Origin of the sequence: Saccharopolyspora sp. ID03-671 (assembly GCF_045278815.1) — a bacterium.
GTDB lineage: Bacteria > Actinomycetota > Actinomycetes > Mycobacteriales > Pseudonocardiaceae > Saccharopolyspora > Saccharopolyspora ipomoeae.
On sequence record NZ_CP134054.1, the window covers coordinates 6,976,858 to 6,992,309 of the forward strand.

Below are 15,452 nucleotides of genomic sequence, written 5' to 3' on the forward strand. Positions count from 1 at the left end.
TCAGAAACCAAGGTGGGATTCGATCCCGTGGTCGAGTCCATCGTCATCGTATTCGTTGGCCCGGCGGATTGCCGAGTCATCGTGGTAATCCTCGCGTTGTTCTGTGTGTTCGTCGTGGCAGTGGTCGTGAGTCTCTTGGATCTGGTCGCGGAGGGCTTCGAGGCGTTCGAGGGTGTCGTCTTGTTGGTAGTGGGGGTTGGGGTTGGTCATGATGGTGCTCCATTTTTCGGTGATGTCCCGCCAGGCGGTTGCTTTGGCGGTGGGACCGCTGGGCTCGGGGCCGAGCGGTGCGTCTGGGTTGTTGGTGTTGATGCGGTAGGTCTCGCGGTAGGCGGCGGCGAGGCTGGTGACGTCGTTCCAGGTGTGGGCAGTGGTGGGGTTCTGTGGTCTGGGGCCGAGGCTGGCAGCCCATTCGGGTGGGTTGGTGGGGAAGTGGTCGCGGAGTTCGGTGTAGCGGGTGTGGATGGCGGTGGTGAGTTCGTCGAGTCGTTCGCCGAGGTCCGGGTTGGTGGTGTGCAGGGTGCGGTGGGGCTTGGTGACCCACGGCAGGACGGCCTGGCTGGTGGGGTGTTGGTCGCGTTGGTGGGCGAGGTGGTTGACGAGGGTTTGGGCGGTGTAGCGGTGGGCGTCCATGGGGTCGTGGTCGGGGCGGTTAGCGAGTGCGCGGGCGGCTGAGGTGAGTGCGGCGTCGGTGTTGAGGCCTTCGGCGGCGCCGCCGGCGGCGTGGCGCCAGAGCAGTTGCCAGTTGTCGGTGATCTGAGCTTGGGGTGCGTGTTGGGTGACGATGTCGCGCCACCGGTCGAGTTGGTCAGGGGTGGGCTCCGCGGTTCGTGCGGGTGGCTCGTGGTCGGCGATGTGGGATTCGATGCGCCACCGCAGCACGGCGGCGAGGTCGTCGGTGTGGTCGCGCCCGCGGGTGGTGGCGGCGCGGGCTATGAGGCGGTCGGGTTGCCAGCCGTGTGCTTCGGCGCGCCGCAGCGTGGCCAGCAACGCGGGTTCGGCGGGTTGACCGAGTGCGTTGGGGGCGTGTTCGGCCAGGGCTTGGCGCGAGACGTGGTCGATGAGTTGCCGGCTGAGGTCGTGATGCTGTGCGACGAGCACGGAGAGCGGTTCAGGCGTGGTCTGGTGCAGGGGCTCGGCGAAGGTGCGCAGGAGTTCGTCGGCGTCGATGTCGGTGCGGAGCTGTTCGACGGCGTCGGCTTGTACGTGGGCGTGGTCAGCGACGTCGGGCCGTCCCTGGGTGTGGCCGGTGGGGCGCCACTGTTCGCGGATGCTGGCGTAGGCACGTGCGCGTAGTCCGTTGCCTTGGGGGCGTGGACCGAGGGGAGCGGCGGGGTCGTTGGTGGTGATGGTGTAGGTGTCGCGGTAGGCGGCGGCGAGTCCGGCGACCGTGTCCCAGCGCTGTGCTGCTTCCGGGGTTTCGGGGCGTGGGCCGAGGGAAGCGGTCCAGGCGGGTGGGTCGGCGGAGACTCGCGCGCGGAGCTCGGTGTGGCGGGCGTCGATCGCGGCGCCGAGTCGTTCGAGGTAGTCGTTCATGTCTTCGGACAAGGCCTGGGTTTCGGGTCGGGCAAGCCAGGGCAGCGCGGGGTTCCAGCCGTGACCGTGGGCGCGCTGCTCGGCCAACGCCGCGGTGACGGTGTTGGCGGTGTAGTGGTGGGCGTCCATCGGGTCATGGCTGGGGCGTTGGGCGAGTTGGTGGGCCGCAGCCTCGACGGCGACTTCGCCGTCGAGGCCCTCGTCGACACCTCCGGCGGCGAGCTTCCACACGTGGTCCCACGCAGGTTCGCCCACCTCGGCGGTGTCGTTGTGGTGCTGGACGAGGGCACGCCATTGGGTGAGTTGGTGCTGGGTAGGTGTGCCGAGGCGAGGTGGTGGTGTGTCGTGAATGAGACGTTGGGCGATGCGCCATTGCAGGACACCGGCGGGGTCGTCGGTGTCGGTGAGGGGGCCTTGGTTGAGGACGGCGGGGATGAGCTGTTCGGCTTGCCAGCCGAGGTCTTCGGCAGTGCGCACGGTTTGCCGGAGGGCGGGTGCGGCGGGGTGGTCGAGCAGGTGCGGGACGTGGTCGGTGAGCACCGTTTCGATGCGGGTGTCGGTGTGCAGGTGCGCGACGAAGTCGTGGTGGCCGACGAGGGTGCGCAGCGATTCGGCCTTCTCCAGCGCGCCCCGCAGTTCCTCGGTTGCCGAGGTTTCGGCCGACGAGCGCTTGAGGGCGGCTTTCATGACACCGATCGCGGTGCTTTCGGGTGGGGTTTCCTGGTGGGAGTCGATTGTGTGCTGGAGGATCTCGACGTAGCTGTAGTTGTTGTGGATGGCGCGGGTCATCTGGGTGTAGAGCTGCTCGCGGGAGAGCCCGCGGGTGACGAGGTTGTGGGCGTTGCCGTTGATGGACATGCCCTGGGCGCGGTTGCCGGTGGTGGCGTAGGCGAGCTCGACGTGTTCGGCGACGTAGTGGGCGGGCAGGGTCACCGTGGCTTTGTGGGTGTGGTGGCGGAGTTTCAGTCCACCGCTGTGGGTGACGGCTGTGACGGTCCAGGTGTCTCCGTTTTTGACGAAGTCCTTGCCCCGGAACAGGGTGGTCAGGCGGTCGTTGCGGCGGGTGACAACCAGGTCGCCGGTGCTGGCGTGGGTGCCGTCGTGCAACGCGACACTGCGGCCGGTTCCGTCGACGTCGCCGCGCTGCAGCCGTAGTTGACGGGCTTGGTGGTTGAGGGCGGTGACGTCGTCATTGGCGGGCACGATCAGCAGCGACGGACACCCGGCGTCCAGGTCGCTGCGCCAGGCGCGGTGGGCGGCATCGCGCATGGTTTCCCGGCTGCCTGCCTGCACCCAGTTCTGCTCGAAGTAGTAGTCGAGCCCCGCGGGGTTGGCGTCGTGGAGCAGGAGGGAGGCCTTGGATTGGTCGGGATCGGCGAAGCGCACGACCTCGTTGAGGCGGAGGGCGCCGTTGCGGTGGGCGAACCAGCGCACCGCGCCACCGGCCTCCACGGCGGTGAGTTGGCGGTCGTCTCCGACCAGGCGCACGTCGGCGCCGCGGTCGAGGGCGTAGCTGACGACGGCGTGGAGGGTGTGGGTGCCGGCCATCGCGGCCTCGTCCACGATGAGCACATCACCCCGGGCGAACGGGAACGCGAATCCCGCGAATCCGAACTTCTGCGCGGTGGTGACTTGATGCAGTGTGTGCGGCTGGGCGCCGATGGAGTTGCCGAGCTCTTGAGCGGCACGGGCACTGGGCCCGAAGGCATACACCGTGCCCGCCTCGGCACGCCAGGCTTCGGCGAAGGCGCGCATAGTAGTGGTCTTTCCGGTCCCGGCCGGCGCGTAGAGCAGCTGCACCCGGCGTCCTGAGGTGGCGAACGCGCGCACCGCTTTGGCCTGACCGTCGTTGAGTTTCGTCCCCCGCAGCGCCTTCTCCACCGCTGACGTGCTGATGCGCGTGCCATCACGGCGGCGTCCCCAGGCCGCGAGGGCGGCTTCCTCGCGTAGCGTCCGGTGGGTGGTGAAGCGCTGCGCGTTGTGCTCGGTGAACACGCTTTCGCCGTTGGCTCGGCGAAGCTCCGCGGGTTCGTCCACGAGCGAAGGCGCCTGCAAGCTGACGGTGTCGGAGTCGCGCACAACCGCCTCTACGACCTGAGCGATGAGGGCACCCCGGGTGTTGTCCGGTACGCGAAGGTGGGCGGATTGACGGTGCGCTTCGGCTTCGATGTTCCAGATGTTGAAGTGGCTGTGGTGGTCGGAGACCGTGGCCAGAGTACGGGCGGCGAGGTCGGCGACATCGACTTCGGCGACCGTTTCGGGCTCGCCACCGAAGACGCGATGCCCCAGATTGGTGAGTGTGTCCGGGTCGGCGAATTCGCGCGCTTGATCTCGCCAGCGCTGTCTGTGTTCGGTGAGTGTGCGGGGTGCTTGCTTGGGGTCACGGGTGCCGTACTGGGCGCGGCGCCCGATTTCCAGGATGTCCTTCGGAGACGGTTCACGCCCGTGGGTGTTGCGGAATTCCACAATGGCCCGGGCTCGTTCCTGCTCCACCGCGGAGGCGCGTTGGGAGAACCCGGCGAGCAGCTCGCTGGGGACTCCGTCGAGTTCCCAGACGGGGCGCTTGAGGTCGATCCCGCCGCTGGGCTTCTCCCTCCAGGCCGCACCGTGCTGACGGAACAGGTCCCGCAAACGGCTGTTGTAGTGCTCCGACGTGGTCACGGCGGCGGCGAGCACGGTGCGGCCGTCGAGACTGGTCCAGGTTCCGTCGGGGCCCTGGACCTTGGTGCTGATGGGCACGTGGGTGTGCAGGTGCGGGTCTCCGGCGCGACTGTCCCAGTGTTCGAAGCAGGCGGCGGTGATGCCGCGGGCGTCGTACTGGGCGTAACCGCCGGCACCTTTGCGGGTGTGGGCGACGTTGTCCTCGAAGTGCTGCAACGTGTCGCGCACCGCTTGCCGGTGCAACTCCACGATCTGTTCGCGAGTGGCCTCATCGGACAGTGCCCAGGCGACGCTGACGGACTTGGGCGGGGCGAAGACAAGTTCGTAGCCGCTGGTGGCGTTCTTGACCTGCTTCTTCTGTTGGGCCAGCCATTCCTTGAGATCGGTGCTGGTGGGACGGGTGCCGTCGTGGGCGTCAGCGTAGGCCTGGGCCTGCACGTCGTGCCGGATGCGGGCGCGCGTGGCCTCGTCGATAGGTGCGCCGATGGGGCGGTCGTGTTCGAGGTTGTGGGCCTTGTAGGCGTCGATGACGCGGGTGCGGAGGTCGTCGATTTCGCTGTGTCGCGGGAAGCGACGACCGAGTTTGGTTGCCTCCAGCGCTTCCTTCGGTGAGGCCCCGGCGGCGATGAGGCCGGCTTCGATGCGGTCGGAATCCGGGTGTCGTCCCTCCCCGAACAACGCCCGCATCTGCGCTGCGGTTACCTCACCGTCGACGCCCAGTTCGGTGGCACCGCGGCCGAACCACTGCCCGGGCGGGTAGCCGTGGGCGGTGTAGTAGTCCGACAGGGACTCACCTGCATCGAGGTCGCGGTCGCCGCAGGCGACGCTTCCGGTCAGGTACTCGTGACCGCTGGGCGACATCTTGCGCACACCGATCACAACGCCCCCAAACCCTGAAATTGCGTGCACGACCGTGCTTTCACGCTAGGCCGAACGGTGGGGACTTCTGTCGCAGACGAAATCGATACAGTTCCGGGGAGCACTTCAAGTGCAAGAGGTGCTGTGTGCGAGGTGACCCGGCCAGGTAACGGGCGCCGGCACCGTCACCACGTGCGGCGCCGGCCGGAAGGTAACCAGACGCGGCGGCACCGCACCGACGGCAACAGGTAGGGCGCGGGCACCGCCGAGTACGGATGCGTGCCAGGGTGAGGCGCGCAGCAAAAAGCCCCCGGCGAAAACCGGGGGCTTGAGAACAGACTCGGGCTAGTCGGGCCACCTGCGTGGGCGCACGACAGCACAGGCCGCGCGACGCTCGCGCAGGGTCGCACCGCGCTTCGGCCTTCCGCTGCCCGGCGCGCGATACCACCGTGCAGCGATCACGTCGGCGTCCTCCGCGTGGTGGCGCGGTCGGTGGCCGGTAATGGGCTGCGTGCTCGTCAAGGGAAAGCGCCCGGGGGGACCGGCGCGTTGCCGGTCCCCCCGGGCGCAGCGGCTAGGCCGCTGCGGTCGCGTGCTGGTCGGCTGCCCACTCGCTGAGCGGGCCGACGAGAGTTCCCACCGTGGTGCTCTCGTCGTCGGCGGGCGTGGCCGTGGGGTGGTTGCGCACGGCGGCGAGACTGGGCATGTCCTCCTCGTCGAGTCGGCGGCAGTCCAGGCACAACCCGTTGCGGATTTGCCGCACGCTCGGGCACTGCTCGCAGGTCGTGAGATCCGGGATGGCCTTGGGAACGTGGGTCTTGACCCACGTTGCGACGGTGGCGCGGTCGGTCTCGCTGCTGTACCGCGCCCATTCCCGGCGGAGGTGGTCGAGCCCGCCGGGGTAGTGCTGCCAGATGTAGGCGCACAGGGCCTCGATCCTCTGCGCGCGGCTGGCGTTCTCGGGTACCTGGATGCCGGGGCGGTCGGCGTCGCGGCATTCCTGGCACAACCCGTCCTGGTGCTGGCGGTCGGCACGGCTGGGCTCCACGTGGCAGCCCACCGCCACGCACGGTCGTCCGTTGCCAGCAACGGCGGTCTGTCGGGGGTCGGGGCGTTCGGGGTCGTGGGCAACGGGGTTGATGGCCATCAGGTCGTAGTCGATGGCCCAACCGTCGGGCCGGGAACCGGTGTCCTGCCGCTGGGGCCGGTCGTCGGTGGTGTCGGTGTGGTCGAGACGGGCCGCGAGTTCTTGGGCGGCCTGGCGCTGCTGGGTGCGGGTCCGGCGCTGGTCGGCGTCGATATGTGTGCGGACGGTTCCGCCGGTGCGGTGCTGCGCGCGGGCGTGCTCGATGGAGCGGCGGTCCCAGCGCGGCGCTTGCGCGGCCGATGCCTCGGTGCCTGGTGTGGGCTGCTGGTTGGGAAGCGGTGCGCATGCCGCGATGACCGCGCGGGCGCGCTCGTCGCTCGTGCGCTGCCAGAGGCGACGCAGGTGCGGCGTCGCGGTGCGTGGGTAGGCGGCCAGGATGCGGCCGCACTCGCGGAGTGTGGCCGTCTCGACCTCTTGGGCGGTGGCCAACGCGGTGTGCCACTGCCTGCGGGCGGCGTCGAGGTCACCGGCGCGCAGCAGCGCCGCGACGGACAGAACGGCATCAGAAAGCGTTACAGAATTCGACATGAAAACCCCAAATCAATGATTATGGTGTCGTCGCACGTCCGGGCTTGGCGGTTCCCGAATGATGCGATATCAGTATATCTAAAAATAGGAAATAGATGTAGGGAAAAAGTGATTCATGGCCTGGTTCGATAGGGTGAATTAGCTTGCGCTCTGAAAGCGATCAAGAGGCTGTTGAACTGCGCAGATGGGGTCATGCGGGCGTGTTGCGAAGCTGGTTGGTTTTCGCCGTCGTTTCGATAAAGGCCATCACTCCGTTGGGAGGTGCCGGGTCAAGGGTGGGGTCCCCGGGGTGGGGAATAATTGTTCGGAGCTTGCGGAGAAGAATTCTTCCCCACCTTGGGGTGCCCTTGACGCGGCACCTCCCAACGCCGAGACAATCCGGCCGTCGAAACGCCGGGAAAACCAACCAGCTGCGACAGGAAGCCAGAAACCTCAACGGCGCCCTTCGGACCGTCCCGTCTCTGTAAAGCGTCGCTGGCAGGGCTGGGTAGTGAAACTCTGTGGGCCGGTCGCTGGAACTGGCTACACTGATCACACGTCCGGCGAGAAGGCCCTCAATGAGCCTTGGTGCTTGCCGGGCGGTGCTGCCGCTGCGGTCTTGGCGGAGCCGCCCCCTTCGGGCGGTCGGTCCTACGGGACTGCCGCAACCGGCACGCGGGGGTGCCCGGCTTACGGCCGGGCACCCCCGCCTCTCCTCCGCGGCACACGTCCCCTCGGATGTTGCCGCCCGGCGTGTCGGGACGCCGCGCCGTGCTCCCTGGTTAGCGTCGGAGACGCCCAAGCCAACGGTGAGAGGGGAGAAGGGCATGGCTGCTGCGACACCGAACGGGGGCCGACGGCCACGCCGCTCGACCCGGGTCAGCCAAACCCTGCAACGCGCGCGTGAACGCAATGCCGAGCAACTCGCCGAGCAGAAGCGGCGTGAGCAACTGGTCGAGGAACACCTCGTCGACTACATCGAAGCCGGAGATGTCATCGCGGCCGAACACGCGGCCCTGGAAGATCGAATTGCGGCCCTGCGCCACAAGATCGACCAGGCCCGCACTGAATCTGAACAGAAGATGGCCGGGCAGCACGCCCGGCAAGCCCGCGCAGCCTGGGCGATCCACGAGCAAGGCGGGCGCAGCGCCGCTCAGGTCTGTGAACTGCTTGAGCTCCGCAGCGAAAAGGAAGCTCGCCGACTCATCGCCGCCGGCCGCGCCCACCAGGTTGACCGGAAACCAGCTACTCCACTGGCGAATAGCGAGCAGGCACGCAGTGGAGACGAGTCCCGAGAGCTGGCGTCTCCTGATCGAGGACGGCATGGTGTCGCCGGAGCGAGCGGGAGCGACGTAAACGTCGCTGGCCACATCGAACCAGGGCAGTCGGGCTCGTAGACGCGTCGGGCCTGCGGACAAGCCTCGGACAGGGACGTGCGGTTCTGGTGGCGTTTCGGTAGGTGACGGACAGAGGCGTCGGCAGGAAACCGACTCGTGCGTCGGTTCCGTTAGTAGGCACGCGGCAGGAGACGTAGATCGGGCTTGGTGCCCTGGTCCGTGGACCAGGGCACCAAGCGTGTGAGGAGGGTGTCAGTTCCGGTCGGGTCGATCGGACTCACCGGCGTCGGAGTTCGGACGGTCGAGGGGCCCGAACAGGTGCTGCACCACGTCGATGACGGCCTGGGCCTGTGCCTCGGCGGCACGGGCGGCCTGCTCGATGATGGCGCCGAACCACCCGCGGAACGCGTCGCTGAACGGTGCGGGTTCGCTGTTGAGGTCGGCGCCGGTGAGCAAGACGCGACCGTGCAGGTGCGGGATGAAATCGGGAGTGGCGGCCAGGCGTTCCGCGTGGGCCCGGCCGTGCTCGGTGGATGAGTAGGTGCCGTTGGCGACGTCGCAGATGAGCTCGCAGACGAGACCGGTGGCGTCCTCGTTGGGCGGGGCGGAGTAACGGCTGTTGTCTCCAACCCAGACAAGCACGTCGGGGGTGTACTGGACTCGCTCGGGCACCGGGTCACCGACCAGGTCTGCGATGGTGCTCAAGGGCTGGGTGCGGGGGAGCTCGATGAGCTCGATCCCGAGGTGGCCGAGCAGCACGGCCCGCATGTTCGCGGGCTCGGAGACATCCCAGAGCCTGGCGACCGAGCACAGTTCGTTGTCGGGGGCTCCGGTGCTGTTGGCTTGGCTCTGCTGGATCTGGTTGAAGACGTCGCGGGGCAGCTGGTGCATGTCAGGGTCTCCCTTCACACGGGTGCCTCCCACCGGTTGGTGGGGCGCTCGCGCGAAGGCCTTGGTGGGGTGGGGAAGTCCAGCGTCTTTGTGCTGGACCTCCCCACCCCACCAAGGCACGATCGCTTCGCCCCATTAACCGGGTGTGTCTTAGCGGCCCCAGCACCTGGACGGATCGATGTGTGGCAGGCCCTCGTGGCGGTCGAGGGCCTCGCGGATTTCGGGGTGGGCGTCATTGAGATCGTCGACGACCGACTCGTCGAGCTAGCGACTGAGGTTGCGCTGGGTCCACGAAAAATGGGCGGTGGGCCGTCAGATCGCTGACGGCCCACCGCCCATGGGTCAGGTGGTGATCAGAACGGCGGTGCGGTCGCCTCAGCGCCTGAGTCGGCACCTGCCGGGGCAGCGGCCCACGGGTCTTCGGGCGGCTCCTGAGCGGAGGTGTTGCGGGTGACCTTGTTGACGCTTGCGGTGGCGTAGCGCAGGGCGGGACCGATCTCGGTGACGTCGAGCTCGACCACGGTGCGCTTCTCGCCCTCTCGGGTCTCGAAGCTGCGCTGCTTGAGCCTGCCCTGCACGATCACCCGCGTGCCCTTGGTGAGCGACTCGGCGACGTTCTCGGCGAGCTGGCGCCAGACGTTGCACCTGATGAACAGCGAGTCGCCGTCCTTCCAGCCTCCGGATTCCCGGTCGAACACGCGCGGGTTGTTGGCGACCGTCAAGTTCGCGACGGCCGCTCCGGAGGGGGTGAACCGGAGTTCGGGGTCGGAGGTCAGGTTACCCACGAGGGTGATTTCGGTTTCTCCAGCCATGACGGCCTCCTTGTTGGCGAAGACAACTTCGGGAACCGACCCCCGATTCCGGACCGGAGGGAGACCGGGTTGTGGGGTGTCGATCTGCGACCGCGGGATCGGGACGGGGTGGGTGGTGCAAGGGTTCATCGCGCAGCGACGCCGAAGGCGCCCTTGCTCCAGCCACCCCGTGCTGATCTGATTCGCCTCAGATCGACACGTCCACAGCCCACGGCAGCCCACGGCAGCCCACTTCCGCACACGACGAACCCGCACGACGGCGCGCACCGTCGTGCGGGTCACCTCCGCACGACAACCCGTGTCACCGTGGCGTGTGCGTTGTGGCGGTGAGTTGGCGGCGGAGGACGGCGCGGTAGCTGTCCGGGGTGACGTTGGCACGGCCGACGGCCAGCGAGTGGGCGGTGAGTTCACGCCGGCGGGCTTCGTCGAGCAGACCGCGTGCGTAGTGGCGCATGCCCGGTTCACCGGCCCGCGCCCGCACGAGGGCGTGCCTGGCCAGAACCCGGAGATCGTGGGGAGTTTTCACACGTCCCCCTCGTCGGCCTCGGTGAACTCGTCGACGTCGCGGTCGATGTGATCGATACGCACGTCGTCGTCCTGCGACGCCAGCTCCAGGCCGTCTCTGGCCCACTGGCGTGCGGTGTCGGGGCAGTCGGTTCCGGTGACGTACACCTCGACGGTGAGCGTCATGGTCCCCTTCCACCCGGCGACGTACGTCGGGAGTCCGAGGTCACGCAGACCGTCGTTGGCGCCGTCGAGGCAGATGTCGCCGTTGCGGTACGCCTCGATGATCCGGTCTCGCACCTTGTCCTGAAACACCTCGAAGTCGGTGCGGACTTGGGCCAACGCCGTTTCCAGCTGGTTGATTCGGATCGAGGGGTGTGCGGGCAGGGTCATGCGATGGCCTTTCCACGAGAGTCGAATCCGGGTGCGGATGAGGTGGTGATCCGCAGGTGTGCCGGTTCGGGACTGCCCCCGGACCGGCACACCTGGAAGAGCAGATCGGGCTAGGACTGGGTGTGGCCGGTCTCGGGGCCTGGGGGAGTGGTGTAGGCGATGACGGCGAGGTCGTCCGGGGTGATCCCGAGCGCGGTGGCCTGGGTGAGCAGGCGGGTCAGGGTGTGGTCGGGATCGGTGTCCAGGGCTCGTTCGAGGGCGATGGCCGCGAGTGCACCGTGACCGCGGGTGTAGGCCGAAAAGGCCAGCAGCACCGTTGCTTCCACCACCTCTCGGCATGGTGGTGCCGAGCGGATCAGCGTGATCCACAGGCGCTCGGCAGCCCGGGAGTAGCGCCCGAGTGCGGTGCTCAACACGGCATCCCGGACCTCGACGTCACCGATGGCGTGGAGCACCCGGATCAGGACGCTCTCGGTCACCTCGCCGCCGTGGTGCAGCGCCACGATCGTGTCGAGCACGAGCTGGCGCTCGACATCCTGACGGTCACTTCCGGTGTCGTTCAGGGAGTGTTCGGTGAGCGAGTCGAGTTCGGCGTTCCACCGCGCGGCGGTGGCCTCGTCGCACCGGGACTGCAGCAGGTTCACCACCTCGTCGCGGCTGCTGTAGGTGGTCTCACCGGCCACCATCGAGGCCAGGGCGAACGGGGAGGCGGTGGGGTCGTCGATGGTTCCCGACGACAGCGGGTCGGCGTAGGAGATCCACGGGGCGTCGGTGCGGAACCCCGGGGTCCACAACGCTTGCAGCACCGGCACGGAAATCTCGCCACACTCATGGGCCAACCTGGTCACGAGTTCCCGGTGCGGGAGGTCCTCGTCGGTGCGGGTGGGGGTGGTGATGATGGCGATGACCCCGCTGATTTCGGGATCGGCGAGCAGCGGCGTGATGAGTTTGGCGATGGTGTGGTCGTAGCCATCCGGGTCCGGCAGATCCACGAGGATGCCGGCGACGAGCTCCGGTCGGGTGTGCACGTTGTGGAAGGTCAGCACGATCAGGGACTCGGACGGGTAGTAGCCGATCAGGTGGGGAACGGCGGCGAGCAGAGCCCCCGGATCTTCCCTGTCCTCATTCGAACGGTGGCGGTGGTGGGTCATGATTTCTGCCTCCAGAAGACGAGTTGCTGTCGAATCGCGCTGTCCTGGCCGTGGGTGGCGGAGTGCGCGTGAAAAAGCCCGGCCTCCCCGTCGAGCGAGGGAGGCCGGGCTGGAACTGCTGTGGAACTACCGGCTAAGCCGCAGGAACCTGCGGAGTCGTGTGCGCAGACTGGGCTTGGGAGGGGGCTGGAAGGCAAGCTCGGTGACGACCGCGGCGATCATCTCCGCTGGGGCCGTGATCGTGCCGCCCCGCTGTCGGTATGACCGCCGAACAGAACGGGCGAACATAGCGCACGCGCTACCGTCGAGGTCTTCGAAGAATTGGCGCGCCTCGCCAGAACTTTGGACGCACTCTGCAATGCCGTGTACGACTGGGTCGTTTCGCAGTTGCGTTCGGAGGTCGTCGGTCAGGGCGTGCTCGATTCGTCGGTGGGCACGGCGTTGTCCGGAGCCACGTCCGGCGGCAGCGGTCGGGGCTGATCGGCGAAGATCGCGGGGTGCCCGCAGGCGTGGGCGTGGTCGGTCTTGGCGTGTTCGAGCGCCGACTGCTTCGTGGCATAGAACAGCGTGGGCGGGTTGGGGAGTCCGCGGCAGGTGGGGCACCACAGCTCGAACCCGTTGTCGGTCCTGCCAAGGGCGACCTCATGAGGCCGGTAGTGGTAGCTCAGCGCCGCGACGACCACGGCCGCGGTGCCGCTGGAAACGGTGTGGCAGTCGGGCAGCCGGAACCGCTGCCCGGTCGGGGTCGAGAACATCACCTGGACACGGTTGTGATCGGGGTGCTCGGTGAGCCGCCCGACCAGATGAGCGCCGTAGAGGACGTGGGTGGTATCCGGGCCGCGTCGCTGGAGGACGACGTTGGGCAACATCGCGGCTCCTTTTCTTCCAAAAGGGGACAGAAAAGGGCAGACCGCCCACGCAATGGGTCCGCGCGGTGCTGGACGGTGCGGGGTGGGTTCTGCCTGCGGCCGCGTGGCTGGATCGGGGGTCCGGAACGCAACACGGCGGGGTCCCCTCTGGGGTGCCGTGTTGCGTGGAGCGGCCCGCGATCCAGCAGGCTCGCAGCAGGCAGAATCACCACCGCCGGCGCCGTGGACGAGCTTGATCCAACGACACCGCTATGGCGCGGTTGTTCTATTCCGCGCGGGACAAGCGCCATCAGCGGTGGATGCGAAAGGCCTCGCCGGATGTTCGGCGAGGCCTTGATGAACCTGGAGACAGTTCAGTGCGGTGTCACCTCGGGTGAGGTGAGCGGTTCCGGGGTGTCTTCGTCACCATGGCTGGTCACATCAATAGTCACGTGCGCCTCTGCGTACTTCCTCACGTGGCCGGCGAGCTGGGCGAGCTGCTCGGCCAGCTCCCGTGCGTCCTCCTGGCACAGGCGTCCGGCCCCAGCGGCGAACGCGGCCTCGTCGAGTTTCCACTGCGCCGACCGCAGCGCGAACGCCATTGCTGTGTTGCTCGTGGTCATCGACGGCTCTCCGCCGTGCAGTCGCGGCAGCGCGGGCGTTGGGTGGCCGGGTGTCCAGGAGTAGCCCACATGATGGCCGCACCACACGCGCCCTTCGCGGCGCCAACTACGGCGAGGTGGGTTTCGAGGTCGCGCAGTGACGGGGACGGCAGCCATCGACGGGTAACGCCGCCGGTAGCCGGGCGCTCCTGGGCCTGCTTGCTTTCAACCGACATGTACTCAACATCGCCACGCCCGGCAGCTCAACCCATACCACCAGGGGTATCTCACTGTGAGAACATTTCTGGGTGGTCAACTGGGAGACTCTGATCGTTCCCCCAACCGTGTGGAGCAGCCAAGACATGCGGCAGGCATGTCAGCAACGCGACGTCGCTTCGATCCTCCGGGTGGTGCAGCGAGGTACCGGGGCGAGCCAGACGCAGCTGTCGATGGCGACCGGGATCTTGCAAGGGCGGATCTCGGAGATCCTGCGCGGTACCCGTACCGTGACCGCCTTCGAGGTGTACGAGCGCATCGCCGACGGTCTCGCGATGCCCGACGAGACCCGGGTGCTGCTCGGGCTCGCCCCGGTGCATCCATCCGGGCTTGACCATCTCGGACCGCTCGGCCGGGCTGAGATGCTGGCCGCGTACCCGTCGCAGGCGGACGCGACGCCGGAGATTCGGCAGGCCGCGTCGGAAGCCAAGGAGATCGACATCCTCGCCGTACGCGGGCTTGGCATCATCGGCATGAACGACTCGCTGCTTCGTGCCACGGTTGCCCGCAACCGGCCGTTGTTCCGGGCGTTACTGGTCGACCCTGCCAGCAAGGCGGCCCAGCGCCGCGCCGCCGAGGTCGGGGAATCGCACGAGTCGTTCGCCTCCGGGGTCAACCTCTGCGTGGCGCGGCTTCGCGAGCTCAAGGAACAGACCGGGGCACAGGTCGAGGTGTACTTCTACGACCTGCTCCCCACGTGGCGGGTGCTCGCGCTCGACCAGGTGCAGTTCGTCTCCGCGTTCGGCACCGACCACGAGGGGCACACCTCACCGATGTACAAGATCGCCGCCTCGGCGCATGGCGCGTTGCATCGTGGGTTCCGTAGGTTCACCGATGAGCTACGGGCACAAGCACAGCAGGTGATCTAGGGAGGTTCCACGGTGGCGGTAGAGGCCGAACTCAAGGCCCGAGTCAACGATCCGGAAGTGGTGCGCGCACGGTTGCGGGAGCGTGCCGACGAGCAAGTCCAGATCTACCGGGACCGGTACTTCGACTGGCCAACAGGCGACCTCGATCAGCGGGGCTACGAAGCCCGGCTTCGCGTGGTCGAGACCGACTCCGCCACGACGACCGTCCTGACGTTCAAGGAACCACCTGTGCACGAGTCCGGCTCCAAGCCGGAGCACGAACCACGCTCGACGACGGCGAACCGATCGCAGCGCTACTGACCACGCTCGGACTCGTCGAGGCCATCGCGTTCGAGAAGCACTGCCGCAACTACCGCTTCACCGAACACGGCCGGGACGTGCTCGCCACGCTCGTGCACGTGCCCGAGCTCGACGGGACCTTCGTTGAGGTGGAAACGATCGTCCCGGACGAAACTGGGGTCGAGGCCGGTCTCGACGTGGTGCGGTCCGTGCTCGACTCGCTTGATATCACCAGCGACGATCTGACGACGGAGAAGTACACCGACGCCGTCGCCGCCCGGCGCAGTTGACCAGGCAGTGCCAGGGTCACAGGCCAGGACCAGGATCAGCTCCGTGGAGCCGGGACGTTGCGGGTCAGCGGGGACGGCGGGAACCGAAGAACAGCGCTCGTGCCTGGGCGGTCTCGCGCCGGAACTCCCGGATCCACAGGGTGGTCGTGGCCGCGGCTGAGGCGAGGATGAGAAGGAATGCGAGGGCGATGGAGCCGGTGTGTACGGCGGTGGCCAGTGGAACCGCGACGGCCCCGCCGACGGTGAATACGAGCCGGCGCCGCGGGGTGGCGGGTGCGAACCATCGGCGGGTCAGCGGTCCGCTGGCGAGGCCGACCAGGGTTCCGAGGAGTGTGAGGACCGGGACACCGGCCGGCCAGTCGGGTTCGGAGGTGAATACGGCACCGGTGAGCAGGTTGAGGAGGCCGGTGGCGGCGGATCCGAGCAGCACACCCAGCCCGGCTGCGCCGCAGAGCCGGGCGTAGACGATGACGAGCTGGAGCCGCATGACC

Annotated in this window: 14 protein-coding genes; 3 read left to right on the forward strand and 11 right to left on the reverse strand. The window is 67.9% G+C overall.

All coding sequences use genetic code 11. From position 1 onward, the window contains the following. The 10 genes from mobF to REH65_RS32450 all read right to left on the reverse strand — a co-directional run bounded on the left by mobF (position 1) and on the right by REH65_RS32450 (position 13,268). Positions 1–5,058, reverse strand: coding sequence for a MobF family relaxase (mobF, locus tag REH65_RS32405; protein WP_406693279.1), 5,058 nt, complete (start codon positions 5,056–5,058; stop codon positions 1–3). A 571-nt stretch (positions 5,059–5,629) separates the two neighbouring features. Then, positions 5,630–6,730, reverse strand: coding sequence for a hypothetical protein (locus REH65_RS32410; RefSeq protein WP_406690529.1), 1,101 nt, complete (start codon positions 6,728–6,730; stop codon positions 5,630–5,632). A gap of 761 nt (positions 6,731–7,491) precedes the next feature. Beyond that, complete coding sequence (locus REH65_RS32415) at positions 7,492–8,079, reverse strand: hypothetical protein (RefSeq protein ID WP_406690530.1); 588 nt, start codon at positions 8,077–8,079, stop codon at positions 7,492–7,494. 219 nt (positions 8,080–8,298) lie between these two features. Then, positions 8,299–8,937, reverse strand: coding sequence for a hypothetical protein (locus REH65_RS32420; protein ID WP_406690531.1), 639 nt, complete (start codon positions 8,935–8,937; stop codon positions 8,299–8,301). Between the two features lie 353 nt (positions 8,938–9,290). Continuing rightward, positions 9,291–9,749: a single-stranded DNA-binding protein gene (locus REH65_RS32425; protein WP_406690532.1), complete on the reverse strand. Its 459-nt coding sequence runs from the start codon at positions 9,747–9,749 to the stop codon at positions 9,291–9,293. Between the two features lie 301 nt (positions 9,750–10,050). Further along, positions 10,051–10,275, reverse strand: a complete 225-nt coding sequence (locus REH65_RS32430; protein ID WP_406690533.1) for a hypothetical protein — start codon at positions 10,273–10,275, stop codon at positions 10,051–10,053. Next, a complete protein-coding gene (locus REH65_RS32435) occupies positions 10,272–10,646 on the reverse strand; it encodes a hypothetical protein (RefSeq protein WP_406690534.1) in 375 nt (124 codons plus the stop codon). Before REH65_RS32435 ends, REH65_RS32430 begins: the two co-directional genes overlap by 4 nt. Positions 10,647–10,756: 110 nt before the next feature. Then, a complete protein-coding gene (locus REH65_RS32440; RefSeq protein WP_406690535.1) occupies positions 10,757–11,797 on the reverse strand; it encodes a DUF4192 domain-containing protein in 1,041 nt (346 codons plus the stop codon). 407 nt (positions 11,798–12,204) lie between these two features. Beyond that, entirely contained in the window at positions 12,205–12,666 is a 462-nt protein-coding gene (locus REH65_RS32445; RefSeq protein ID WP_406690536.1) for a hypothetical protein, read from the reverse strand. A 353-nt stretch (positions 12,667–13,019) separates the two neighbouring features. Next, the gene (locus REH65_RS32450; protein ID WP_406690537.1) at positions 13,020–13,268 is read right to left on the reverse strand and encodes a hypothetical protein; all 249 of its coding nucleotides are present in this window, start codon (positions 13,266–13,268) and stop codon (positions 13,020–13,022) included. 287 nt (positions 13,269–13,555) lie between these two features. On the opposite strand from REH65_RS32450, the gene REH65_RS32455 reads away from it, so the two are divergent. From REH65_RS32455 to REH65_RS32465, 3 genes are all read left to right on the forward strand, one after another. Further along, entirely contained in the window at positions 13,556–14,392 is an 837-nt protein-coding gene (locus REH65_RS32455) for an XRE family transcriptional regulator (protein WP_406690538.1), read from the forward strand. 12 nt (positions 14,393–14,404) lie between these two features. Further along, positions 14,405–14,692, forward strand: a complete 288-nt coding sequence (locus tag REH65_RS32460; protein WP_406690539.1) for a CYTH domain-containing protein — start codon at positions 14,405–14,407, stop codon at positions 14,690–14,692. 98 nt (positions 14,693–14,790) lie between these two features. Then, the gene (locus REH65_RS32465; protein WP_406690540.1) at positions 14,791–14,961 is read left to right on the forward strand and encodes a hypothetical protein; all 171 of its coding nucleotides are present in this window, start codon (positions 14,791–14,793) and stop codon (positions 14,959–14,961) included. 64 nt (positions 14,962–15,025) lie between these two features. On the opposite strand, the gene REH65_RS32470 is transcribed toward REH65_RS32465, so the two are convergent. Then, on the reverse strand, positions 15,026–15,448 hold the full coding sequence (locus REH65_RS32470; RefSeq protein ID WP_406690541.1) for a hypothetical protein: 423 nt from the start codon (positions 15,446–15,448) through the stop codon (positions 15,026–15,028). Positions 15,449–15,452 lie beyond the last annotated feature (4 nt).

Bases quoted from the DNA above. Each gene is read 5' to 3' on its own strand.
- mobF (WP_406693279.1), bottom strand. From the start codon at position 5,058: ATGTCGCCCAGCGGTCACGAGTACCTGACCGGAAGCGTCGCCTGCGGC.
- REH65_RS32410 (WP_406690529.1), bottom strand. From the start codon at position 6,730: ATGTCGAATTCTGTAACGCTTTCTGATGCCGTTCTGTCCGTCGCGGCG.
- REH65_RS32420 (WP_406690531.1), bottom strand. From the start codon at position 8,937: ATGCACCAGCTGCCCCGCGACGTCTTCAACCAGATCCAGCAGAGCCAA.
- REH65_RS32425 (WP_406690532.1), bottom strand. From the start codon at position 9,749: ATGGCTGGAGAAACCGAAATCACCCTCGTGGGTAACCTGACCTCCGAC.
- REH65_RS32435 (WP_406690534.1), bottom strand. From the start codon at position 10,646: ATGACCCTGCCCGCACACCCCTCGATCCGAATCAACCAGCTGGAAACG.
- REH65_RS32440 (WP_406690535.1), bottom strand. From the start codon at position 11,797: ATGACCCACCACCGCCACCGTTCGAATGAGGACAGGGAAGATCCGGGG.
- REH65_RS32445 (WP_406690536.1), bottom strand. From the start codon at position 12,666: ATGTTGCCCAACGTCGTCCTCCAGCGACGCGGCCCGGATACCACCCAC.
- REH65_RS32450 (WP_406690537.1), bottom strand. From the start codon at position 13,268: ATGACCACGAGCAACACAGCAATGGCGTTCGCGCTGCGGTCGGCGCAG.
- REH65_RS32470 (WP_406690541.1), bottom strand. From the start codon at position 15,448: ATGCGGCTCCAGCTCGTCATCGTCTACGCCCGGCTCTGCGGCGCAGCC.